The organism is Allopontixanthobacter sp. (assembly GCF_034376665.1).
Taxonomy (GTDB): domain Bacteria; phylum Pseudomonadota; class Alphaproteobacteria; order Sphingomonadales; family Sphingomonadaceae; genus Allopontixanthobacter.
The window spans coordinates 1-22,794 of the sequence record NZ_JAXMJI010000092.1; the positions used below are offsets into that span (position 1 = coordinate 1).

The window sequence follows — 22,794 nt, forward strand, 5'->3', positions numbered from 1 at the left end:
ACAAGCGGCGCGCCCGCTTATGACATCGGGCAGATACTCAAGGCCCTGCCGCATCGCTATCCGCTGTTGCTGGTGGACCGCGTCCAGTCGTTGACCATCGGCGAGGAAATCCACGCCATCAAGGCGGTCAGCTTCAACGAGCAGTTCTTCCAGGGGCATTTTCCGGGACGCCCGATCATGCCCGGTGTGCTCCAGATCGAGGCCATGGCGCAGGCCGCGGCGATCCTGGCGATCGAAACGCTCGACCTCGCCGGATCCGGCAAGCTGGTCTATTTCATGGCGATCGAGGAAGCGAAGTTCCGCAACCCGGTCGAACCCGGCTGCCTGCTCGACCTCCATGTCGGATTCGTGCAGAAACGCGCCCGGGTGTGCAAGTTCTGGGGCCGCGCGATGGTCGGCGACAAGATCGCCAGCGAAGTGAAGTTCACCGCCATGATTGCCGATCCTCCGGCGGAAGCGGCCTGAGGGCGATACTTTGCGGTTGTAATTTGCGGCGCACCACCCTAGAGGCGCGCCTTTCCAATTCATTGCCAGACCGGTCGGTACCGGTCACCTGCACGGAGACTTGAGCCATGAAGGCCGATACGCACCCCCAATACCATACCATCAACGTCAAAATGACCGATGGCACCGAATTCCAGACGCGCTCCACCTGGGGCACCGAAGGCGCCACCATGACGCTGGAAATCGATCCGACCAGCCACCCGGCCTGGACCGGCGGCAAGCAGCAGATCCAGGAAGGCGGCCGCGTCGCCCAGTTCAACAAGCGTTTCGGCGGGCTCACCCTCAAGAAGTGATTGTCAGTCCAATAACCCAGGCGGTCGTTCGATCGTTTTGAAAAAGGCGGCCAACAGGGCCGCCTTTTTTGGTTCCGGGGTCAGGCGCAGGCAATGCAGCGGGTCGCGATTGGCCGCACCTTCAGGCGCTCCAATCCGATTTCATCGCCGCATTTGGCGCAGGTGCCATAGGTGCCATTCTCGATCCTGAGCAGCGCCAGGCGGATTTGCTGGATTTCCTTGCGCAAGACTTCATCGACACCTTCAAGCGCCTCGTCATCGGCCAGATCGATCGCCTGATCTTCCCAATCCTTGTCCAGCGGGTGCCTGAGATCATCCTCGATCACTTCTGCCCGGTTGATGAGATCATTCAATCGCCCTCGCAATTGATCGGCCAGTTCGCTGTACTCGGTCATTTCTCATCCCCAAGGTTTCTCACGGTACCATTTGGTTATCACATATTTCAGGCCCTTGCGCACTTTCATGCCATGGTGGAGGGTGTTGGGGTTCACGCTGCCATCGGCCAGGCGGTTGTTCCAGCACAGCAATTTGCCCGTCTCAGGCCGGAAAATCTTGCCCAGCGCCTTGAAGCGGGTGCCGCCGCCGCTCGCCACCTCGCTCAGATAGACCATGAAGGTCCAGCTGCGCTGCCCGGCGACCGAGCAATAGGTATCGTAATCCCGTCCGCCGGGCGCGAAATAGTCGGTGTGCGGCTTGAATTCCTGGCCGACATCGTAACGCTGGCCCTGGACCGGCTCGCCGAACCGGGCTTCGATTCCGGACAAGGCAAGCAGTCGCCGCTCCAGTTCCTCAACCGCCGGTTCACCGGCATCGAGGTCGCAGGTTTCGCTGGTGCGGAAATAGTGGTCCCCGTTGTCGTCCGCGATGGTGGAGGGGCGGCGCCCGGCGTCGATCAATTCGATCAGCGCGCGGCAATGGCCCGGATCGAGAAAGCCCCGCAGCTGGAAGATTTCCAGCTTGCCCGACGGGATGCGCTGGACACCCGGCCAGCGGGTCAAATGTTCGGCGCTGGATTCGCAAGGCGCTTTCATCGCGAACAGTGATACCCGACCATCGCCGCCGGGCAAGCATTGTAATATTCTTACGCAAAATCGGCCCCCGCGCAGTTTTTGCTTCCCAAACCGGGGTAGCTATGCAACAGGCACGCCGCCTTGCCGGAAGCGACTTGACCGCCGCTTCTGCAAGCGTATCAGCCCCACTACATGGCACGCCGATCGGCTGGCCCTGGGGCATGTGGCGATCGTAGCTCAGTTGGTTAGAGCGCCGGTTTGTGGTACCGGAGGTCGGGGGTTCAAGACCCCTCGATCGCCCCATTTCCCCCGTTTTTGCACTGCGAAATCAGGTGCAGCAATCAAGTGCCGCAGTCACCGATGGTGGCGTGCGCGCCACAGCGGGACGGCGAGTGATGACGGCATTTTGGACCGAAGCGGATTTCGACGATCACGAGCTGGTTCAGCTGGTGCGGGACCGCGCGTCGGGCCTGACCGCGATCATTGCGCTGCATTCCACGCATCTCGGCCCCGGCGCTGGCGGAACCCGGTTCTGGCACTATCCTGACGGCAAGGATGCCCTGCGCGACGCGCTGCGCCTGTCCCGCGGGATGAGCTACAAGAACGCGATGGCCGGCCTTCCGATGGGCGGCGGCAAGGCCGTGATCCTGGCACCTGAAAATGGCGGCAAGACCCCGGAACTGCTGGCCGCTTTCGGCGATGCGGTGGAAGCGCTGCATGGCCGCTATGTCACTGCCGAGGATGTCGGGATCGCCGAAGCCGACATGGTCGCGGTTTCCCGCCGCACGAACTATGTCTCCGGACTTCCGGTAAAGGGCGCGGACTCTGCCGGCGGCGATCCCGGACCGTTCACCGCGATGGGTATCTTCCACGGCATCAAGGCGGCGGTGCGGCACAAATTGGGCAAGGATAGTCTCGCCGGAGTGCGGGTCGCGGTGCAGGGTACCGGCAGCGTCGGCGGCGGCGTGGCCCGGTTGCTGGCGCAGGAAGGTGCCCGGCTGGTGCTGTCCGATATCAACCAGGACCGCGCAGCGACGCTGGCCCGCGAGCTGGACGCCGAAACCGCCGCGCCCGACGCGATCATGGGCATCGCCTGCGATGTGTTCAGTCCCAACGCACTAGGCGCAATCCTCGACGACGAAGGTATTGCGCGGCTCGACGCGCCGATCGTCGCGGGCGGCGCCAACAACCAGCTGGCGCGCGCCGGCCACGGCCAGCAGCTGGCGGACCGCGGAATCCTGTATGCCCCCGATTACGTCATCAACGCGGGCGGCATCATCAGCGTGGCCCTGGAATATCTCGCCCGGCAGAACGGCCAGCCTTGCGACATCAATGAAGTCCGCAAGCGGCTGGTGCAGATACCCGGGCGGCTGGAAGAAATCTGGCAGCAATCGGACGCGACCGGTGTTTCATCCGATGTGGTTGCCGACCGAATGGCCCAGACGCTGATCGGGCGCTAAATCGGCTAATTTACGGTTGGTTTCGCTTGCGAGCCGGGGTCCGTCCTGCCAAAGCAGCGTCCAGACGGAACGCTTAACAATGCATGGCTTTGCTAACCCCAAGCGCTTTCTCGAAATCGCGCGCTGGCTTACCCCGACCCTGCTGATCAGCGGCCTGATCATCACGGCTGCGGCGCTCGGCTGGGGGTATTTCAAGGTCCCTCCCGACCGGCTGATGGGCGAAACCGTCCGGATTCTTTTCCTGCACGTGCCGTCCGCCTGGCTGGGGATGGGCGGCTGGACTGCGATTGCGATCTCCAGTCTGGTATTTCTTGTCTGGCGGCATCCGCTGGCCAGCCTGGCCGCGCGCGGTGCAGCGGTGCCGGGGTTGGTCTTTACCGTGATCTGCCTGGCCACCGGATCGATCTGGGGGCGCCCCACATGGGGCACCTGGTGGGTATGGGACGGCCGCTTGACATCGATGCTGGTGCTGATGTTCCTGTATATCGGCTATATCGCGCTGGCGCAGGCGGTTGCCCGCGATGGCGGATCCAGCCGGATTCCAGCGATCTTCGGGCTGGTCGGGGCCGTCAATATCCCGATCATCAACCGTTCGGTCGTATGGTGGCAATCGCTGCACCAGCCGCCCAGCATTACCATGGGCAAAAGCGCGATCGACAATGAATTTCTGATCCCGCTGCTGGTTGCCGTGCTCGGGTTCTCGCTGCTGTTCGGCGGCGTCGTGCTGGCCCGGATGCGGGCCTTGCTCGCGGAGGTGCAGACGGAAGCCCGGTTGCGCCGCAAGGCGCTGGGCGCGGAAACACTCGGGGCCGCCTGATGCGTGAAGGGCTGGACCAGCATCTGTTCGTGGTCGCCGCCTATGCAGTGGGCGTTGCGGCGATCCTGGCGCTGGTGGTGTGGAGTTGGCTAGCGATGCGCGCCGCGGAGAAGCGCCGCGATGAAGTGAGACGGAAATGACGACCGGACTGAAGGCCAAACACCAGCGATTGATCCTGATCGTGATCGCCCTGGTTGCGCTGGTCGGGGCGGGCCTGCTGGCCGCTTATGCGCTGCGCAACCAGGCGAGCTATTTTTATGTCCCGGCCCAGATGGTCGCCAATCCGCCCGCCCCCGGCGACGCCGTCAGGCTGGGCGGCATGGTGCAGGCGGGATCGCTGAAGACCGAAGCCGACGGCGTGACCTTCGCCTTCGTGGTGGGTGACGGCGAGGCGACCGTGCCGGTTCGCTTCGCCGGGATCCTGCCCGATCTGTTCATCGAAGGGTCGGGCGTGGTCGCGGAAGGGCGGCTGGACCCAGGCGGCACCTTCGTGGCCGACAATCTGCTCGCCAAGCATGACGAGAATTACATCCCGCGCGAGCTCGAGGAAATGACCGAACACCAGGCGCGCGAAGTGGTGGCGGAAACTGTTGCAGAACCATTGGACCCCGGCACATGATCGCTGAACTGGGGCTTGCGGCACTATGGCTCGCCGCTGCGCTGGCCGCGCTGCAACTCGTCGCCGGGGCGCTGGCGCAGCGGGAAGGCGGGGAAGAACTGGCTGCCCTCGTGCGGCCCGCCGCGATCGTGCAGGGCCTGCTGGCCGGATTTTCCTTCCTGATGCTGCTGGTGCTGTTCGCGCAGACCGACCTTTCGGTGAAGCTGGTGGCGATGAATTCGCATTCGGAAAAGCCGATGCTGTTCAAACTGTCGGGCGCGTTCGGCAATCACGAAGGTTCGATGCTGCTATGGATCACGGTGATGGCGCTGGCCGGTGCGTTGATCGCGGCGGTGGAGCGCCGCCTGCCTGAAAAGACCATGCTGGCGACGCTCGCCGCGCAGGCCTTTGTCGGCATCGGATTCTACGCGTTCCTGCTGCTCAGTTCCAACCCGTTCGAACGGTTGCCGCAGCCCGCTCTGGAAGGCATGGGCCTCAACCCGCTGCTGCAGGACATCGGCCTCGTGTTCCATCCGCCGACGCTCTACATCGGATATGTCGGGTTGTCGGTGGCGTTCAGTTTCGCGGTCGGGGCCTTGCTGACCAGGCAAGTCACCCCCGACTTTGCCCGCGCGATGCGGCCATGGGTGCTCGGCGCGTGGGTTTTCCTGACGCTGGGGATCACTGCGGGCAGTTACTGGGCCTATTACGAACTTGGCTGGGGCGGCTGGTGGTTCTGGGACCCGGTGGAAAACGCCAGCCTCATGCCGTGGCTGGCGGCGACCGCGCTGCTCCATTCCGCCAGCGTGCTGGCGTCGCGGGACGCACTAAGGGCGTGGACGATCATGCTCGGCGTGGTGGCATTCTCCATGTCGATGGTCGGGACGTTTCTTGTCCGGTCGGGCATCCTGACCAGCGTCCACGCCTTTGCCGTCGATCCGGAACGCGGCACCTTCATCCTCGGCCTGCTGGTGCTTTACATCGGCGGTGCGCTGCTGCTGTTTGCCCTGCGCGCGGGGACCGTGTCGGAAGGCGAGCGATTCTCCGCGACCAGCCGCGAAGGGGCGCTGGTGTTCAACAACGTGATGCTGAGCGCGATTCTGGGGATCGTGCTGGTCGGAACGCTGTACCCGCTGCTCACCGAGGCGTTCGACGTAAGGGTGTCGGTGGGGCCGCCCTATTTCAATCCGGTGGGGGCCATTTTCGTGGTGCCGATGCTGATCGTCATGGCAGTTGGCCCGCTGCTGCGCTGGCGCAAGGACAGCCTGACGCGGATCAGGGTGCCGCTGGCGATCATCGGCGCCGTCGCACTGGCCGCGCTGATTCTGGTGTCGCTGCTGACCGAGATCGCGATCCTGCCCTTGCTCGGGCTGGTCCTCGCGCTCGGCCTGGCGGTGGGCAGCTTCATGCCGATCCGCGGGCGCAAATTGCGGCTGTTGCCGATTTCCACCTGGGGGATGATGATCGCGCATTTCGGAATCGCCGTCGCCCTGTTCGGCATGGCCAGCGAAAGCGCCTTTTCCGAAGAGACGCTGGCCGCGGTCGATGTCGGGGGCAGCACCGAAGTCGGGCCGTGGACGGTCGTGCTCGCGGAAGTCCGGCCGACAGCTGGGCCAAACTGGACGGCGCTGGAGGGGCGGTTGCTGGTCAGCTACAAGGGCGGGACCGCCACGGAAGTGGACCCTCAGTCGCGCAATTTCTGGTCACCCGCGCAGGAAACCACCGAAAGCGCGCTGACCACCCGCTGGAACGGTCAGCTTTATTCGGTGATCGGCCGTCAGGTTGGTGAAGGCCGGTGGCAATTGCGGCTGTGGTGGAAGCCTTTCGTGCCCTTCATCTGGTATGGCGGGATGCTGATCGCACTTGGCGGATTGCTGGCGCTGATCGGGCGTTTGATGGCCGACCTGAAGCGCCGCAGCATCAAATCACGCGTCGCCGACCGGCGGGCGGAGGCGGCGCAATGATCCGCTGGACTCTGTGGGTGCCGCTGGGGCTGTTCCTGATGTTCATCGGGGTGGCGGCCTATCAGTTGACGCAGCCGAAGGACGAATTCATCGCCAGCACCATGATTGGCCAGCCGCTGCCCGAATTCGACTTGCCGCCCGCCAGCGCCGATCGCCCCGGCCTGTCGGCGCAGGCGCTGCGCGACGGCAAGCCGCGGTTGCTCAACGTCTGGGCCAGCTGGTGCATCCCCTGCATTGCGGAGGCCCCGCAACTCGAGGCTCTGCGGCGGCAGGGGGCGGATATCGTGGGCGTGGCAATCCGTGACCGGCCCGAGGATGTCGCACGGTTCCTGGCGAATTACGGCAACCCCTACAGCCGCATCGGGTCTGACGATTTGTCCGAACTGCAGCTGGCCATCGGTTCGTCCGGGGTTCCGGAAACCTTCGTGATCGATGGGCAGGGCAACATCCGCTACCAGCACATCGGCGACATAAGGGCCAGCAACGTGGCGGTATTGATGCGTGAACTGGAGGCGGCCAGATGATCGGTCTCAAAGCGATGTTCGCGCTTTTCGTCCTTGTTTTCGCCGCCACCACAATGCCCGCCGCGGCGCAGGATTCCATGCCGCCCGCGCCCTACGCCTACAACCAACTGGCCGATCCGCAGCAGGAAGCGAAGGCGCAGGATTTGATGGAAACGCTGCGCTGTCTCAAATGCCAGAGCCAGTCGATTGCCGATAGCGACGCCCCGATGGCGGGGGATATGCGCCATCAGGTGCGCACCCGCATCGCCGCCGGGGAAGAACCCGAAGCGATCCGTGCCTGGCTGGTCGCGCGCTACGGCGATTATGTCAGTTATGCACCCACGGTGAGCAAGACCACCTGGCCGCTGTTCGCGGTGCCCTTGCTGCTGGTGCTGGTGGCGGGGATCATCCTCTGGCGGCGATTGAGGGGACGTACATGATCTGGCTTCCGTTGATCGCACTCGCCTTGCTGGCGTTCGTGCTGGCTGCCTTCGTGGTCAAATTGCCGCGCAGCGGATGGGCGCTGTTCGGCGCTGCGCTGTTGTTCGGCCTGACCGGATATGCGTTGCAGGGATCCCCGGGCATGGCCGGGTCGCCGAGCACGCCGACGCCCGAAGCCAATGCCGGCAATATGGCGCTGGTCGAGGCGCGGCGGCAGATGTTCGATCCCGGCCGCCCGGCAAGCCGGTTCGTGACCGTGGCCGACGGATTTGCCCGGCGCGGCCAGTTCGAGGATGCAGCGGGGATCCTCAGCGGGGCTGTGTCGCAGAATTCGAACGACGGCGAAGCCTGGCTCGCACTGGCGAACGCGCTGGTCGAACACGCCGATGGTACGCTGACGCCCGCAGCGCTCTACGCTTATGGACAGGCGCAGGCGGTGCTGCCCAATCACCCCGGCCCTTCCTATTTCCTCGGCGTGGCTCTGATCCGGTCGGGCCGCCCGCTGGAAGCGCGGCAATTGTGGGCGCAAACGCTTGAACAGGCGCCCGCCGACGCGCCGTGGCGCGGGCAGATGGAAGAGCGCTTGGCACGGCTCGACGAGTTGCTGATGCAGGCCGTCCGCGAGTGAGACAGGTGCTGCGGGGCAGGCGGCAATCGGTTGCGGGTCCAAAGTGATGCTGCTAAGCGCCGCCACCGCCCTTTGCGCCGCTTGAAAGGCAGCCCAGCCATGCGACCTGAATTTCCATTTCAATGAGCGATACCGCAAATCATGAAATCCGGCCGCCGGTCGGAAAGGAAAGCGCCCACGGCTCCTCCATGACCAAGCTGGCGGTCGGTGCGGTCGGCATCGTGTTTGGCGACATCGGCACCAGCCCGCTTTACGCGTTTCGGGAAACCTTTGTCGGGCATCACCCGCTCGCGCTCGACCAACTGCACGTGTATGGTGTGGTCAGCCTGATATTCTGGTCAATGACGCTGGTGGTGTCGATCCAGTATGTGACAATCCTGCTCAACGCCGACAACAAGGGGCAGGGAGGCAGCCTGGCGCTTGTCGCGCTGATTTCGCGCCAGATCGGGAAAACCAAATACGGCTGGATGACCGTGCTGCTGGGGGTCCTGGCGACATCGCTGTTCTATGGGGACAGCATGATCACGCCGGCAATTTCGGTCCTTTCGGCGGTGGAGGGGCTGACCGTGGTCCAGGAAAGCCTTGCCCCGTTGGTGATTCCCATCTCACTGGCCCTGTTGGTTGGCCTTTTCATCTTGCAGGCCCGCGGGACCCAGAAAGTCGCGGCACTCTTCGCGCCGGTGATGATCGTTTACTTTACGGTGATCGCCGGGCTGGGCCTCGTGCAGATCGTGCAGAACCCCGGCATCCTGGCGGCGCTGAACCCGTGGTATGCCGTCCAGTTTTTCCTGACCGACGGAATGCTGGCGTTTCTCGCGCTCGGTTCGGTCGTCCTGGCGGTAACCGGTTCGGAGGCGCTGTATTCCGACATGGGCCATTTCGGACGCGGCCCGATGCGCCTGTCGTGGTTCGGCTTCGTCATGCCGTGCCTGCTGCTCAATTATTTCGGCCAGGGAGCGATGATCACCAGCCTCGATGCGGAATCCGCCGCGCGAGCGATCCAGAGCCCGTTCTACTTCCTCGCGCCCGAAATGTGGCGTCTGCCGCTGGTTTTCCTGGCCACCTTTGCCACTTTCATCGCCAGCCAGGCGGTCATCACCGGCGCATTCTCGATCACGCACCAGGCGATGCAGCTGGGTTTCATCCCGCGCCTGTCGATCCGGCATACGAGCGAGACGGAAGCCGGTCAGATCTACATTCCGGCGATGAACTGGGCGCTGATGATCGCCGTCATCATGCTGGTGCTGATGTTCCAGACCAGTTCGAGCCTTGCGTCCGCTTACGGCATTGCAGTGACGGGTGCGGTGACGATCGATACCCTGCTGATGGCGGTCCTGCTGGTCGGTGTGTGGAAATGGAAATGGTGGTATGCCGCGCCAGTGGTGCTGGTTTTCCTGATCGTGGACGGGGCCTATTTCGCGGCCAATATGATGAAGGTCGCCGATGGCGGCTGGTTCCCGCTGCTGATCGGCGCGATAGCCTTCACCTTGCTGACCACCTGGGCCCGCGGGCGCAAGCTGATGCGCGACCGGATGACCGAAGTGGCGCTGCCGATCGAGATATTCGCCAAATCGGCGCATAACAGCGCCACGCGCGTTTCCGGTACGGCGATCTTCATGGCCTCCAGCACCGGCGGGGTTCCTTCCGCGCTGCTGCACAATATCAAGCACAACAAGGTGCTGCACGAGCGGGTCGTGATCCTGACGGTGCAGATTGCCGAAATTCCCTATGTCGATCCGGAATGCCGGTATGAGATCCATGACCTCGGCGAAGGGTTCTTCCGCGCCGTGATCCATTACGGTTTCATGGAGGAAACCGACGTGCCCGCCGCACTGAAGCAGATGGAGATGTGCGGCGGCAAGTTCGACATGATGCAGACCAGCTTCTTCCTGTCGCGGCAGACGCTGCTGCCATCCGACAAGCCGGGAATGCCGATCTGGCGTGAGAAGATCTTCTCGTGGATGCTGCGCAATGCGGCGACCGCAATGGAGTTTTTCCGCTTGCCCACCAATCGGGTGGTCGAACTGGGCAGTCAGGTGAAAATCTGACTCATCCGACGGGCGGCGGATTCTGCTCTTCTTCCTCCACCCCTTCCGCGCCCAGACCATGCCTCAGCAGCATCGGGATCTGGGAAAAGGTGAACAGGAAGGTCAGCGGCATGAACACCCAGAACTTCGCCCACAGCCAGCTTTCGAAACTGGCGAAAGCGACGATGCCTTCGTTGAGTACGGCGAGGAACAGGAAGAATATCCCCCAGTTGCGCGACAGGATCAGCCAGCCTTCGTCCGACAATCCCTCGAACGCGGCTTCGAGCAGGATTTTGAGCACGGCGCGGCCTATCCACCAGCCGATCAGCAGAGCGGCGCCGAAAACTACGTAAACCGCCGTCGGCTTCGCCTGAATCCATCGCTGATCGCCGGAGTAGATGGTTATGCCGCCGAACACGATGATCAGGCCAGTGGACAGCCACAGCATCGGCGAGACCTTGCCCAACCGCCATTTCGACACCGCGAGCGCGATGATCGCTGCGACCATGAAGGCAGCGGTGCCTTTGATCGTGGCGGCAATCTGGCCCGCGAGGTTCTCCCCATCGGGTTTCGACCACAGATAGACGCCGAGGAACACCAGCAGCGGGCCGTAATCGACGGCCACGTTCAGCCAACCGGAACCCTGGTTCTTTTTCCGGGGTGCAGGGGAATAGGGAGACTTCTCGGACATCAGGCAATTCCTGCAATGACTTTGGCGACCAGGTCGGGATCGAAGGGCCGCAGATCGTCGATTTTCTCGCCCACGCCGATGGCGTGGATCGGCAGGCCGTATTGCTGCGCCGCCGCGACCAGCACGCCGCCGCGCGCGGTACCGTCCAGCTTGGTCATGATCAGCCCCGTAACCCCCGCCACCTGTTTAAAGATTTCGATCTGCGACAGCGCGTTCTGGCCGTTGGTCGCGTCCAGCACCAGCACCACGTCGTGCGGTGCCTCGGGATTGAGACGGCCGAGCACGCGGCGGATCTTTTCCAGCTCGTCCATCAGCTCGCGCTTGTTCTGAAGCCGGCCGGCAGTATCGACTATCAGCGCGTCGATGCCCTGGACGGTCGCCGCCTTCACCGCGTCGAACACGATACTGGCGGGATCGCCGCCTTCCGGCCCGCGGATCAGCGGCACGTTAATCCGCTCGGCCCAGGTGGCCAGCTGACCGATCGCGGCGGCGCGGAATGTATCCCCGGCGGCCAGCATGACGCCGTAATCGTCTTCCTGGAACAGATGCGCGAGCTTGGCGATGGTGGTGGTCTTGCCGCTGCCGTTGACGCCGATAACCAGGATCACCTGAGGGCGGGGGAAGGCGGTAATTTCCAGCGGAATGGCGACGGGACGCAGAATTTCGGCAATTTCTTCCGCGACCGCCTCTTTTAGCTCCCGCTCGGTGATGTTCAGGCCGAAGCGCTTGTCCGACAGGCTGGCGCGGATGCGCGCCGCCGCCGCTGGGCCGAGATCGGACACGATCAGCGCGTCCTCGAGATTGTCGAGCGTCGCATCGTCCAGCCGGGCCGTGCCGACCACGCCGGAAAGGTTGCTCGACAGCCGTTCGGATGTCTTGCGGAAGCCGCCGAAGACCCGTTCCTTCCAGCTTGTTTCGCTCATCGCAGCAGACCCTTTTCATGCGCGACCGGGGTAACGGTCACAACCGCGCCGGGTGCCGCGCCGTCGGGGACGGCAACCCGCGCGAAATCGGGCGCATGGCCGGTTCCGTCACGCTCCGCAAGGACCTGCAGCGGCTTGCCGATATGCGAGTCGAGCCAGCGTTCCCGGCGCTGGATCACTCGTCCGCGCAAGTCGGCGGCGCGCTGCTTGATGACCGGTGCCGCAACTTGCGGCATCCGGGCTGCAGGCGTGCCGGGGCGGGGCGAATAGGGGAAGATATGGCCGTGAACGATATCCAGCTCCTCGATGATCGACAGATTGGCGGCGTGCATGGTCTCGTCCTCGGTCGGGAAGCCCGCGATCAGATCCGCACCGATGGCTAGGTCCGGTCGGCGTTGGCGCAGCCGGTCCACCAGTTCCGCAGCGTCGCGCCGGGAATGCCGCCGCTTCATGCGCTTCAGGATCAGGTCGTGACCGTGCTGCAGCGACAGATGGAGATGCGGCATCACGCGGGGTTCGGACGCGAACAGTTCGAACAGCAGCGGGTCGATCTCGATCCCGTCGAGCGAGGACATTCGGACGCGGGGCAATTGGGGAAATTCCTCGAGAATCGCCAGCACCAGCTGGCCCAGCTGCGGTTTGCCCGGCAGGTCCTGGCCCCAGCTTGTCACATCGACTCCGGTCAGGACGATTTCCGCCGCGCCGAAGTCCATGCAGCGCCCGACTTCCTGCAGCACCTCGGCAATCGTCAGCGACCGGCTCGGCCCGCGCCCCTGCGGAATGACGCAGAATGTGCAGGCGTGATCGCAGCCGTTCTGCACCGCCACGAAACCGCGGCTATGGCCGGAGGGAACCGGCGGCGCGGCGGCGGGGACGTTCCACGCCCGCGCGTCCAGCTTGTCGGCATTCGCAATCAATCCGTCGACTTCGGGCATGGCCGACAGCTGTTCGCGTTCGATATCCGCCGCGCAGCCGGTAACCAGCAGCCGCGCGCCGGGCTGTTCCCTCCGGGCGCGGCGGATCGCCTGGCGGGTATGGCGCACAGCCTCCGCCGTGACGGCGCAGCTGTTGACCACCACCAGCCCGGTTTCGCCTGCCAGCATCGCGCGGATGCGCTCGCCTTCCGCGAGATTGAGCCGGCATCCCAGGGTAATCACGTCAGCGGGCTTCATGCGTAATCGCCCCAGTCAAACGTTCCGCGAAAGGATTCGCTGGCCGGACCGGTCATAATGATCCTGCCCGCCTCGTTCCATTCGACGGTCAGCGCGCCGCCCGGGAGCGCTACGCGGGTCTCGCGCCCGACAAGCCCCCGCCGCATCGCCGCGATTGCCGTGGCGCAGGCACCGGTGCCGCAGGCGCGGGTCAGGCCGGCGCCGCGTTCCCATACGCGCAGGCGGATCGCTTCGGGGCTTTCGATCGTGGCGACATTGACGTTGATCCCGGCGGGGAACAGCGGATCGGTTTCAATCTGCGGCCCGAGTCGGTCCAGCGGCACGGCGTCGCAATCCTCGACGAAGAACACCACGTGCGGATTGCCGACATTGACGCTGGCGGGCTGATCCAGCCCCTCCCACGCCACCGGCATGTTCAACGTGTCCATCGCATAGGCGAGCGGGATGGCTTCCCATTCGAATTCGGGTGTACCCATGTCGATCCGGGCACCGTGGCCGACGGGTTCGATATGGATGATTCCGCCGCCGGTTTCGACCGCAGCCTTCGCCCCGTGAAGCAAGGCAACCGCGCGCGAGGCGTTCCCGCAGGCTTCGACCTCGCCGCCGTCGGCGTTGAAGATGCGCATCGCGAAATCGGCCACATCCGAGGATTGCAGCAGGATCACCTGGTCGCATCCTATCCCGGTATGCCGGTCGGCCAGGGCAGCGGCCACCGCGTTGCTGATCGGCGGCAAGGGATCGGCGCGCGCGTCCAGCACGACGAAATCATTGCCGAGGCCGTGCATCTTGATGAATGGAACACGCATGATCAGGCGCATCTATGCGTCCGCAGCGGGATCGTCCAGTTTTGCCTTCGGGCCAGCCGGAAAGCCGGGTTAGGCAGTCAGGCGCCGCTGCCGCCCGCCTTGAGCTGCGGTTCGGCACCAGCAGCCTCTTGCCCGGCGGACTCGCGCGGCTGCGCTGGAACGGTTGCGGCGTTCGCCCGATAGCGACCGAGAGTCGCCAATCTGTGCTTCACTTCGGAAGCGGTTTCCGGCAGCCCGTAGTGATAACCCTGACCCTTGAGCGGCCCCATGGTCTTGAGCAATTCGAGGGTTTCCTCATCTTCGATACCTTCGGCGGTAATCGGGATCGAGAAGCCGTCACCAAGCGAAATGATAGCGTCGATGATCTTGGTGCCCGGTTCGCGCTTGCCGCGCGCCAGATCACCCACGAAACTGCGATCGATCTTCAGCCGGTCGAACGGCAGCGACTGCAGCTGCGAAAGACTGGAATAGCCGGTGCCGAAATCGTCCAGGCTGATCCGGATTCCCTGGTTTCTCAGGCTGGTGATCATCGAACGGACGAGGGCGAGATTCTCGTGCAGGCAGGATTCGGTGATTTCGATCTCGAGCCGCTGGGCAGGGAAATTGTGCTTCACCAGCAATTTCAGCATTTTCTGGGCAAACCACGGATCCCGCAGCTGGACCGGCGAGATGTTGACCGACAGGGTAATCCTGGGGTCCCATTGACCGGCATCCACCAGCGCCTGTTCGATCAACTGACCGGACAAGTCCCCGATCGCGCCCATTTCTTCCGCAACGGGAATGAATATGTCGGGGTTTACGACGCCAAGTTCCGGCGAATTCCACCGCGCGAGCATTTCGAAGCCGGCGATCTCTCCGGTGTGGAGATCGATCTGCTGTTCGTAATAGGGCACGAATTCGCCATTGTTCAGGCCCCGGCGAATGCCCGCCTCCAATTCGTTACGCAGCTTCAGTTGGTATTCCATATCGGATTCGAACCAGAAATAGCGGTTCCGGCCCTGTTTCTTGGCATGATACATGGCGATATCGGCGTAATGGAGAAGGCATTCCGCATCCAGCGGCCCAATCGCCGGATCGGAGCTGGTTTCGGTGGTGGAAATACCCGCGGAAATGGTGATTTCCACTTTCTGATCTCCGCTCGAAATCGGCTGGGACACGGTTTCGATCAGCCGTTCGACGAGTTGATCGACGCGGTCGCGGTTGGAATTCTCGAAACTGATGACGCAGGCGAATTCATCCCCGCCCAGGCGCGCCAGAAGGCTTCCGGGAGGCAGCATGCTCTGCATCCGCTGAGCCGTGGTTTTCAAAACCAGATCGCCCACCTGATGGCCGTTGCAATCGTTGATCTGTTTAAAATTATCCAGATCGAACATGATAAAGGCGGTTAGATTTCCCGTCTGTTTCGCCTGTTCGATCAATGCATCCGTTTCCGGCGTGATGCTCCGGCGGTTCAGGCAATTGGTGAGCACGTCGGTTTCGGCCAACAGCCGGGCGCTTTCCTCCGCCTTCCGATGGTGATCCAGTTCTTGCAGCAATTCGCTGTAGCGGCGCCAGCCGAAGATGATCAGGGCAATGTTGAGCAGGAGCGCGTTGACCAGCATTGTATCCGGCCCCGGCCCGGTGCCTGCCCAGTTCTTGACAACCTCCGGCAGTACCGCACCACCGATCCCGACGAACATCAGGATTGCGGCAGCAGAAATGCCCAGCGCAACGAAATCCCGCCCGGCGGTATTCTGCGTGGCTTTCCGAAGGGCAGTCTGTTCGGTCATCTCTCTCGCAACTTCCGTACTGCTCGCAGCAAGGTTATTTGGCTTCTGGACATCGATGCTCGTTTGATAGCTGCAGCTGCTAAAGATCGGGTTAATGTCTTGCGGGGACAGGGCAATCCGCTGTGATCGCGCCGCCGCGGACGCACTTCGGCTTAGGCAGTAGCCGTGCGCGCGATAGGCCGCTATCGCCCCAGAACCCGACCGATTAATGGAGTGCTTGAATGCCGCGTTACTGGCTGATGAAATCCGAACCCGATGTCTATGGCTGGGACGATCTGGTTGCAGAGGGCGAGGGCACCTGGGACGGTGTGCGCAATCACCGGGCCAAGAACAATCTGGCGGCGATGGAAGTCGGTGATCCGGTGTTCTTCTATCATTCGAATATCGGGCTGGAGATCGTCGGGATTGCCGAGGTGAGCGAGGCGGGCCTGACCGATCCGACCGACCCGGAAGGCAAATGGGCTGCGGTCAGGATCGTCCCCAAAACCCGCCTGCCCAAACCCGTCACCTTGAAGCAGGTGAAGGCCGAACCGCAGCTGGCCGAGATGGAGCTGGTCAAGCTGATGCGCCTGTCCGTCAGCGAAGTCCGACCCGAGGAATGGGCGACCGTGCTGTCGATGGCCGGAGCCTGATTCCAGCTGTCCCTCGGCGCGCAGCCGCTTGCTGAACAAACAGGATTAATGTCCCGTCTTGCGACGGCGCAATAATCCTCCGCGCAACATGGTTAGAATCGGGTTAAGGATGGGTCATGCGAAAGACTCTTGTCCTGACCGACGAATCGGCCCGCCACCCATTCCTGGCAAGTTTGCCGCCGCATGTCCGGAAAGGGGTCATACCCGCACCGGCGCGATCAGGTTGGGTGATAGACCGCGACGACGTGCGCGGCTTTTTCGGCGCCTATATCGCCTGTCTGCTGGCGGTGCTGATCTTCATCGCCTGATCGCGCCCGACCCGGTCAGGCGGGCAGGGCCTTCAGTTCGGACTTGAACAACAGCCGCCCCAGCCATGCCGACACCAGGCACATCGCGGCGCTCAGCAACAATTGGTCGGTTACATCCACGCCCGCCATGCTCAGGCCAATCGCGAGGAGCGAGCCGACCACCATTGCGCCGGAATTCACGATATTGTTGGCGGCGATCGTCCGGGCGGTCTGCGATTTTTCCACAAAGGTGGTCAGGAACGCATACAGTGGCACCACGAACATCCCTCCGGCCACGGCAATGCCGAGCAGGGACAGCAGCAGCGGCACAGCGAGCGGCTGGACGACAAAGGTGCCGACATCCATCAATCCGTCTTCGGGATGGGGAACCCAGCTGCGGCAGACAAAATAAAACGCGACCACGAAGACACCCATCGCGATTACCGATACCGGCGAATACCGTGCCGAGACGGTGCCCTTGAGCAGGGCGTTGATCGACACCGAGCCGATGGCGACGCCAATGGAGAAGATCACCAGAAAAAGGCTGGCCACTTCCTTGCTGGCGGTCAGGACGTTCTTGGCCAGCGGCGGGAACTGGATGAACAGCACCGCGCCGATGGTCCAGAAAAAGCTGATCGCCAGGATCGCCAGGAACACGCGGCGATCGTCCATGGTCTTGCGGATCAGTTGCCGCGACGAGCGCCACAAATTCCAGTCGAGCGGTTCGGCCGCGATTACCGGCGGTGCGGGCGGCACCTGGCGGCCCGAAATATAGCCCACCACGGCAGTGAGAACGACGGCCACCGCGGCCCATTCCACAGCGATCCAGCCGGCCAGAATCGTGCCGAACAGGATCGCGATATAGGTTCCGGCCTCGACCAGGCCGGTCCCGGCGAGGACTTCGTCACGATGCAGGTGCTGGGGCAGGATCGCGTATTTGATCGGGCCGAAGAACGTCGAATGCACCCCCATGGCAAACAGCGCTGCCAGCATCAGGGGGATGGAAAACTCCGCAAGTGCGCCGCCTTGCCACGCCAGGAACAGCCCGCCGCCGCCGACGATCATGATCAGGATCTCGCAGAATTTCACGATCCGGATGATCGCGGCCTTGTCCCGCATATCCGCCAATTGCCCGGCAAGGGCGGACAGCAGGAAAAACGGCAGGATGAACAAGCCTGAGGCGATGGCGCTGAACTGTGCTTCTGCTTCCTGCGAATTGTAGATGCTGTAGACCACGAACAGCACCATGGCGTTCTTGTAGAGATTGTCGTTGAAGGCACCGAGGAGTTGAGTAACGAAGAGCGGCACGAAGCGCCGGCTGCGCAGCAGATGCGTTGTCGTGGTCATAGATTTCTGTCGCCGCTCCCAGCACCGTCCCCGAATTGCAGACGCTCTATAGCAATGCATTAGGGGAACAAGGGCAAAGGCATTTGTTCAGCGAAGCTTTGCCGCAGCCATTTTGCGCGCTAGAGCGGACAGGATGATGACGCTGCCCAATCTGCTGACGCTGTCACGGATCGTGACAATCCCGCTGCTGGCCTTCCTGCTGTGGTGGCCCCAATGGCAGCTGGGGTATGCGCTGGCCTTTGGACTGTACTGCCTGATGGGCATCACCGATTATTTCGACGGCTATCTTGCGCGGTCGAACGGGACGGTTTCGAAACTGGGCCAGTTCCTCGATCCGATCGCGGACAAGCTGATGATCGCCGCTGTAATCCTGGTGCTCACCGCGCAGGGGTATCTTCGCGGGCCCTATGTGGGCGACATGCATGTGATCGCCGGACTGATCATCCTGATGCGCGAGATTGCCGTATCGGGCTTGCGCGAATTTCTCGGCAGCCTCCAGATATCGGTGCCGGTGACCAGACTGGCGAAATGGAAGACCGCGCTGCAACTGGTCGCCCTGGGCGGTCTGATCCTGGGCGGTGCAGTTCAAGGTCCGCCATGCGTCACACTTGCCGATGCGTGCCTGACCCCGGCCGAAAACTGGATCCACATTGCCAGTCTGACCGCGTTGTGGGCCGCTGCGATCCTCACCCTGATCACGGGTTGGGATTATTTGCGCGTCGGTCTGAAACATATGGACTGACGCCGCGGTGCCCCTGTTCAGCCGGCGCGCAGTTCCTCGGCGAGCAGCTTGAATTCCGCTGCGCGCGGGGAATTCTTGCGCCAGATCAGCGCAATCTCGCGGCTGGCGTTTGCCGTGTCGAGCGGGCGCGCGACCACGTCGGTGTTGTTCAGGATGCCGGCGTCGAGCGCCATCTGCGGCAACATGGTCAGCCCCAGGCCATTGTCCACCATCTGCACCAGCGTGTGGAGGCTGGTGCCGATCATCGCTGCGTTGGAACGCAGTTCCGGGCGGTTGCAGGCCGCGAGCGCGTGCGCTTTCAGGCAGTGGCCATCTTCCAGCAGCAGCAGGCGGCCTTCGTCGATCATTTCCGGCGGAATGACCGCCGGCGGATCGCGCGGGTCGTTCTTCGGAAAGGCGACGAACAGCCGGTCGTTGGAAATATGTTCGTAATCGACGTCACCGGTGGGGAAGGGCAGCGCGAGCAGCACGCAGTCGACACGTCCGTGATTGAGCGATTCGACCGCTGCATCGCTGGTTTCCTCCCGCAGGAACAGCTGCAATTGCGGCCGTTCGCGGCGCAGGCGGGGCAGCATCTTGGGCAGCAGGAACGGGGCAATGGTGGGAATGACGCTCATCCGCAATTCGCCCGACAGCGGCTTGCCCGACGCCTGCACGAGGTCGGACAGCTCCTCCGCCTCGCGCAGCAGCCGGTGCGCTTTCGCGACCACGGTCTCGCCCAGGGGGGTGAAGCGGACGACGCGGCGGCTGCGTTCCACCAGCGTCACGCCGAGCAGCGATTCCAGCTCGCGGATTCCGGCCGACAGGGTGGATTGGGAAACGAAACTCGCCTCCGCCGCGCGGCCGAAATGCCCGTGTTCGTGCAGCGAGACCAGATACTGCAATTGCTTGATCGTCGGGAGGTACGTGCTCATTCGGCGGCGTGCTGTGCCGGCAACGGTTCGTCGTCACCCGGCTGAGGTTCGGATCCGGCTCCGTCGCTGTCTGCCTCTCCCTCGCCAGAAGCGTTGCCGAGATGCGTCATGACCATTTTGCCGTCCTTGACGGTAAATGCCATCCGCCCTTCCACCAGCTCCAGTGCTTCCTTGCCGAACACTTCATACCGCCAGCCCTCGAGAATGGGGAGCTTGCGAACCCCGGCCGCGAGCGCTTCCAACTCGTCGGACTTGGTCAGCAGGCGCGAGGCAATATCGATTTCCCGGCAGCGGACCTTGAGCAGCAGCTTGAGGAGGTCGGCAACCAGCGCGCCTTCCTTGCCCAGCGGCGCACCGCGACCGACTTTCTCCGGCAATTCGTGCTTCGGCAGCGGTTCGGCGGTTTCCAGAACATTCATCAGCCGTTTGCCGATGTCGTTGTCCTTCCAGGAATTCGACAAGCCGCGCACCTTCGCGAGGTCAGCCTGATTTTTCGGCGGGTGTCCTGCCAGATCGGCCAGAGTTTCGTCACGCATGATCCGCCCGCGGGGGATGTTCTTGTGCTTCGCCTCGTTTTCGCGCCACGCGGCGATCGCTTTCAGGCGGCCGAGCACAATCGGATTGCGGCCGGCCTGGCGGATCCGCAGCCACGCCTTGTCGCCGTCCGCAGCATAATTCGCCGGATCGGCGAGCTTTTCCATTTCGGCATTCAGCCACGCACCGCGCCCGGTCTTGATCAGCTTCTTGAGCAGCTTGGGAAAAATGTCGGACAGAAAGGTGACATCCCCGATGGCGTATTCGATTTGCCGTTCGGTCAGCGGGCGGCGGCCCCAGTCGGTAAACCGTGCACCCTTGTCCACCGTGATGCCGAGCCAGCTTTCGACCATGTTGGCATAGCCGATCTGTTCGGACTGGCTGATCGCCATCATCGCGATCTGCGTGTCGAAGATCGGATGCGGGGTCTTGCCGGTCAGATTGTAGATGATTTCCACATCCTGGCCGCCTGCGTGAAAGACCTTGAGCACATCTTCATTGTTGCACATCAGCTCGAGCAGGCTGGTCAGGTCGATGCCGTCCGCCATCGGATCGATCGCCGCGGCTTCGTGTTCGTTGGCGATCTGGACCAGGCACAATTCGGGCCAATAGGTATTCTCGCGCATGAATTCGGTATCGACGGAGACGAATTCGGATTTGGCGAGGCGGGCGCACAGTTCATCGAGGGCGCCGGTGGTGGTAATCAAATCATGTATTTTCATAGCGTTTTTCTTTATGCGGGCGGAGTACCGCCCTCGGGCATGATGCCCAGTTACATCGAAGCGTTGCCGCACAGCTTGACAAAGCCACGCGGTTCCCCTGTTAGCCCGCGCATCCGCACGGGGTGCGCAGCGCTCCGACTGCTTGCCGGTTGTCGCGGCGCACATAGCGCCATAGCCGCAAATTTGGAAAGATATTAGATGCACGCCTATCGTACCCACAATTGCGCGGCTTTACGCACAGAAAATGTCGGTGAAACCGTCCGCCTGTCCGGCTGGATTCACCGCAAGCGGGATCACGGCGGGGTGCTGTTCGCCGATCTGCGCGATCATTACGGCCTGACGCAGATTGTCGTGGACGAAGATTCGCCCGCGCTGGCGGTGCTCGACGGGCTGCGGGTGGAAAGCGTCGTCACCATCGATGGCGAAGTGAAGGCGCGCAGCGAAGGGACCGTGAACGCGAACCTGCCGACTGGTGGGATCGAAGTCTACGCCCGCTGCGTCACGATCCAGAGCCGCGCCGAGGAATTGCCGATGCCGGTCGCGGGCGAACAGGAATATCCGGAGGAAATCCGCCTCAAGAACCGCTTCCTCGATCTGCGCCGCGACAGTGTCCATGCCAACATCATGCTGCGCAGCAACGTGATCGCCTCGCTCCGCCGCCGGATGGTCGAACAGGGCTTTACCGAAATCCAGACCCCGATCCTGTCCGCCTCGAGCCCCGAAGGCGCGCGCGATTTCCTGGTGCCCAGCCGGATGCACAACGGTAAATTCTATGCGCTGCCGCAGGCGCCGCAGATGTTCAAACAGCTGCTGATGGTCAGCGGTTTCGACCGCTATTTCCAGATTGCCCCGTGTTTTCGTGACGAGGATCTGCGAGCCGACCGCAGCCTGGAATTCTACCAGCTCGACCTGGAAATGAGTTTCGTGACGCAGGACGATGTCTTCGCGGCGCTGGAACCGGTGCTGGGCGGCGTGTTCGAGGAATTCTCCGGCGGCAAGACCGTAACCCCGTCAGGCAGTTTTCCGCGCATCCCTTACCGGGAATCGATGCTTAAATACGGCACCGACAAGCCCGATTTGCGCAACCCGCTGGTTATCTCCGACGTGTCCGCGCATTTCGAGAAATCGGGCTTCGGCCTGTTCGAAACCATTGTCGGCAGCGGCGGCATCGTCCGCGTGATCCCTGCGCCAAACACGTATGAAAAGAGCCGCAAGTTCTTCGACGACATGAACAATTGGGCACGCGGCGAAGGTTTCGCGGGTCTGGGCTATGTCACCCGCAAGGGCGGCGAGTTCGGCGGCCCGATCGCCAAGAACCACGGCCCCGACCTGATGGCGCGGCTGTACGACGCGCTGTGTCTGGGCGAGAATGACGGATTGTTCTTCGCTGCGGGCAAGGAAAAGGACGCGGTCAAACTGGCCGGTGCCGCCCGCACCCGCGTGGCCGAGGAACTGGGTCTGATCGAGCAAGGCTGCTTCAAATTCTGCTGGATTGTCGATTTCCCGATGTTCGAATATGACGAGGACGCGAAGAAGGTCGATTTCAGCCACAACCCGTTCTCCATGCCGCAGGGCGAGATGGAGGCGCTGAAAACGCAGGACCCGCTGGATATCCTGGCGTGGCAGTATGATATCGTCTGCAACGGCTACGAGCTTTCGTCCGGTGCGATCCGGAACCACCGGCCCGATATCATGTACAAGGCGTTCGAGATTGCCGGCTATTCGCAGGCCGACGTGGACGCGAATTTCTCCGGCATGATCAACGCGTTCAAATATGGCGCGCCGCCGCATGGCGGTTCCGCACCGGGGATCGACCGGATCGTGATGCTGCTGGCGGACGAACCCAACATCCGTGAGGTGATCGCCTTCCCGCTCAACCAGAAGGGCGAGGATCTGATGATGGGCGCACCCAGCACCGTCACCGCGGCGCAGCTGAAGGAACTGGCGATCCGGATCGTCGAACCGCCCAAGGCAGTGTCCGCAGAAAAGCCTGCAGAAACCGCCTGATAA

General features: G+C 62.9%; 25 protein-coding genes and 1 tRNA gene. 16 read left to right on the forward strand and 10 right to left on the reverse strand.

Annotation, left to right across the window (positions count from 1 at the left end):
• The first annotated feature begins 24 nt into the window (after positions 1 to 24).
• Positions 25 to 465, forward strand: a complete 441-nt coding sequence (fabZ, locus tag U0988_RS09865; RefSeq protein WP_322292481.1) for a 3-hydroxyacyl-ACP dehydratase FabZ — start codon at positions 25 to 27, stop codon at positions 463 to 465.
• A gap of 107 nt (positions 466 to 572) precedes the next feature.
• Positions 573 to 797 (forward strand): 50S ribosomal protein L31, encoded by a 225-nt coding sequence (gene rpmE, locus U0988_RS09870; RefSeq protein WP_160755484.1) that lies wholly within the window; start codon positions 573 to 575, stop codon positions 795 to 797.
• An 80-nt stretch (positions 798 to 877) separates the two neighbouring features.
• Here the strand turns inward: rpmE and U0988_RS09875 are convergent, their stop codons facing one another.
• Both U0988_RS09875 and U0988_RS09880 read right to left on the reverse strand, forming a co-directional pair.
• Positions 878 to 1,192 (reverse strand): TraR/DksA family transcriptional regulator, encoded by a 315-nt coding sequence (locus U0988_RS09875; RefSeq protein WP_322292454.1) that lies wholly within the window; start codon positions 1,190 to 1,192, stop codon positions 878 to 880.
• A 3-nt stretch (positions 1,193 to 1,195) separates the two neighbouring features.
• The gene (locus tag U0988_RS09880; protein WP_322292455.1) at positions 1,196 to 1,828 is read right to left on the reverse strand and encodes a 2OG-Fe(II) oxygenase; all 633 of its coding nucleotides are present in this window, start codon (positions 1,826 to 1,828) and stop codon (positions 1,196 to 1,198) included.
• 205 nt (positions 1,829 to 2,033) lie between these two features.
• Here U0988_RS09880 and U0988_RS09885 point away from each other — a divergent pair.
• The 10 genes from U0988_RS09885 to U0988_RS09930 all read left to right on the forward strand — a co-directional run bounded on the left by U0988_RS09885 (position 2,034) and on the right by U0988_RS09930 (position 10,266).
• Positions 2,034 to 2,110 (forward strand) — tRNA-His (locus U0988_RS09885).
• Positions 2,111 to 2,202: 92 nt separating this feature from the next.
• On the forward strand, positions 2,203 to 3,267 hold the full coding sequence (locus tag U0988_RS09890) for a Leu/Phe/Val dehydrogenase (RefSeq protein WP_322292456.1): 1,065 nt from the start codon (positions 2,203 to 2,205) through the stop codon (positions 3,265 to 3,267).
• Positions 3,268 to 3,346: 79 nt separating this feature from the next.
• Positions 3,347 to 4,084: a heme ABC transporter permease CcmC gene (ccmC, locus tag U0988_RS09895; protein ID WP_322292457.1), complete on the forward strand. Its 738-nt coding sequence runs from the start codon at positions 3,347 to 3,349 to the stop codon at positions 4,082 to 4,084.
• Complete coding sequence (locus U0988_RS09900; protein ID WP_322292458.1) at positions 4,084 to 4,224, forward strand: heme exporter protein CcmD; 141 nt, start codon at positions 4,084 to 4,086, stop codon at positions 4,222 to 4,224. The genes ccmC and U0988_RS09900 overlap by 1 nt, the downstream gene beginning before the upstream one ends.
• Positions 4,221 to 4,703 (forward strand): cytochrome c maturation protein CcmE, encoded by a 483-nt coding sequence (ccmE, locus tag U0988_RS09905; RefSeq protein ID WP_322292459.1) that lies wholly within the window; start codon positions 4,221 to 4,223, stop codon positions 4,701 to 4,703. The genes U0988_RS09900 and ccmE overlap by 4 nt, the downstream gene beginning before the upstream one ends.
• Positions 4,700 to 6,646 (forward strand): heme lyase CcmF/NrfE family subunit, encoded by a 1,947-nt coding sequence (locus U0988_RS09910; protein ID WP_322292460.1) that lies wholly within the window; start codon positions 4,700 to 4,702, stop codon positions 6,644 to 6,646. The genes ccmE and U0988_RS09910 overlap by 4 nt, the downstream gene beginning before the upstream one ends.
• Entirely contained in the window at positions 6,643 to 7,170 is a 528-nt protein-coding gene (locus tag U0988_RS09915) for a DsbE family thiol:disulfide interchange protein (RefSeq protein WP_322292461.1), read from the forward strand. The genes U0988_RS09910 and U0988_RS09915 overlap by 4 nt, the downstream gene beginning before the upstream one ends.
• Positions 7,167 to 7,589, forward strand: a complete 423-nt coding sequence (locus tag U0988_RS09920) for a cytochrome c-type biogenesis protein (protein WP_322292462.1) — start codon at positions 7,167 to 7,169, stop codon at positions 7,587 to 7,589. Before U0988_RS09915 ends, U0988_RS09920 begins: the two co-directional genes overlap by 4 nt.
• The gene (locus U0988_RS09925; RefSeq protein WP_322292463.1) at positions 7,586 to 8,218 is read left to right on the forward strand and encodes a cytochrome c biogenesis factor; all 633 of its coding nucleotides are present in this window, start codon (positions 7,586 to 7,588) and stop codon (positions 8,216 to 8,218) included. Before U0988_RS09920 ends, U0988_RS09925 begins: the two co-directional genes overlap by 4 nt.
• 122 nt (positions 8,219 to 8,340) lie before the next feature.
• Positions 8,341 to 10,266, forward strand: a complete 1,926-nt coding sequence (locus U0988_RS09930; RefSeq protein ID WP_416172385.1) for a potassium transporter Kup — start codon at positions 8,341 to 8,343, stop codon at positions 10,264 to 10,266.
• A gap of 1 nt (position 10,267) precedes the next feature.
• Here the strand turns inward: U0988_RS09930 and U0988_RS09935 are convergent, their stop codons facing one another.
• From U0988_RS09935 to U0988_RS09955, 5 genes are all read right to left on the reverse strand, one after another.
• Positions 10,268 to 10,936, reverse strand: a complete 669-nt coding sequence (locus U0988_RS09935) for an inner membrane-spanning protein YciB (protein ID WP_322292464.1) — start codon at positions 10,934 to 10,936, stop codon at positions 10,268 to 10,270.
• Positions 10,936 to 11,859 carry a signal recognition particle-docking protein FtsY gene (gene ftsY / locus U0988_RS09940; protein WP_322292465.1) on the reverse strand — a complete coding sequence of 308 codons (924 nt, stop codon included), beginning with the start codon at positions 11,857 to 11,859 and terminating at the stop codon, positions 10,936 to 10,938. Before ftsY ends, U0988_RS09935 begins: the two co-directional genes overlap by 1 nt.
• Positions 11,856 to 13,031 (reverse strand): MiaB/RimO family radical SAM methylthiotransferase, encoded by a 1,176-nt coding sequence (locus tag U0988_RS09945; protein ID WP_322292466.1) that lies wholly within the window; start codon positions 13,029 to 13,031, stop codon positions 11,856 to 11,858. Before U0988_RS09945 ends, ftsY begins: the two co-directional genes overlap by 4 nt.
• Entirely contained in the window at positions 13,028 to 13,837 is an 810-nt protein-coding gene (dapF, locus tag U0988_RS09950) for a diaminopimelate epimerase (RefSeq protein WP_322292467.1), read from the reverse strand. The genes U0988_RS09945 and dapF overlap by 4 nt, the downstream gene beginning before the upstream one ends.
• 77 nt (positions 13,838 to 13,914) lie before the next feature.
• Positions 13,915 to 15,606, reverse strand: a complete 1,692-nt coding sequence (locus U0988_RS09955) for a putative bifunctional diguanylate cyclase/phosphodiesterase (RefSeq protein ID WP_322292468.1) — start codon at positions 15,604 to 15,606, stop codon at positions 13,915 to 13,917.
• A gap of 221 nt (positions 15,607 to 15,827) precedes the next feature.
• Here U0988_RS09955 and U0988_RS09960 point away from each other — a divergent pair, with 221 nt between their 5' ends.
• Entirely contained in the window at positions 15,828 to 16,238 is a 411-nt protein-coding gene (locus tag U0988_RS09960; RefSeq protein ID WP_322292469.1) for an EVE domain-containing protein, read from the forward strand.
• 116 nt (positions 16,239 to 16,354) lie between these two features.
• Positions 16,355 to 16,546, forward strand: coding sequence for a hypothetical protein (locus U0988_RS09965; RefSeq protein WP_322292470.1), 192 nt, complete (start codon positions 16,355 to 16,357; stop codon positions 16,544 to 16,546).
• A gap of 15 nt (positions 16,547 to 16,561) precedes the next feature.
• Here U0988_RS09965 and U0988_RS09970 read toward each other — a convergent pair whose 3' ends face one another.
• Complete coding sequence (locus U0988_RS09970) at positions 16,562 to 17,872, reverse strand: MFS transporter (RefSeq protein ID WP_322292471.1); 1,311 nt, start codon at positions 17,870 to 17,872, stop codon at positions 16,562 to 16,564.
• 133 nt (positions 17,873 to 18,005) lie between these two features.
• Between U0988_RS09970 and pgsA the strand changes: the two genes are divergently transcribed.
• Positions 18,006 to 18,614, forward strand: a complete 609-nt coding sequence (gene pgsA, locus U0988_RS09975) for a CDP-diacylglycerol--glycerol-3-phosphate 3-phosphatidyltransferase (protein WP_322292472.1) — start codon at positions 18,006 to 18,008, stop codon at positions 18,612 to 18,614.
• Positions 18,615 to 18,631: 17 nt separating this feature from the next.
• Here pgsA and U0988_RS09980 read toward each other — a convergent pair whose 3' ends face one another.
• Both U0988_RS09980 and rnd read right to left on the reverse strand, forming a co-directional pair.
• Positions 18,632 to 19,528: a hydrogen peroxide-inducible genes activator gene (locus tag U0988_RS09980; RefSeq protein ID WP_322292473.1), complete on the reverse strand. Its 897-nt coding sequence runs from the start codon at positions 19,526 to 19,528 to the stop codon at positions 18,632 to 18,634.
• Positions 19,525 to 20,784: a ribonuclease D gene (rnd, locus tag U0988_RS09985; RefSeq protein ID WP_322292474.1), complete on the reverse strand. Its 1,260-nt coding sequence runs from the start codon at positions 20,782 to 20,784 to the stop codon at positions 19,525 to 19,527. The genes U0988_RS09980 and rnd overlap by 4 nt, the downstream gene beginning before the upstream one ends.
• A gap of 198 nt (positions 20,785 to 20,982) precedes the next feature.
• Between rnd and aspS the strand changes: the two genes are divergently transcribed.
• A complete protein-coding gene (aspS, locus tag U0988_RS09990; RefSeq protein ID WP_322292475.1) occupies positions 20,983 to 22,791 on the forward strand; it encodes an aspartate--tRNA ligase in 1,809 nt (602 codons plus the stop codon).
• Positions 22,792 to 22,794: the final 3 nt, after the last annotated feature.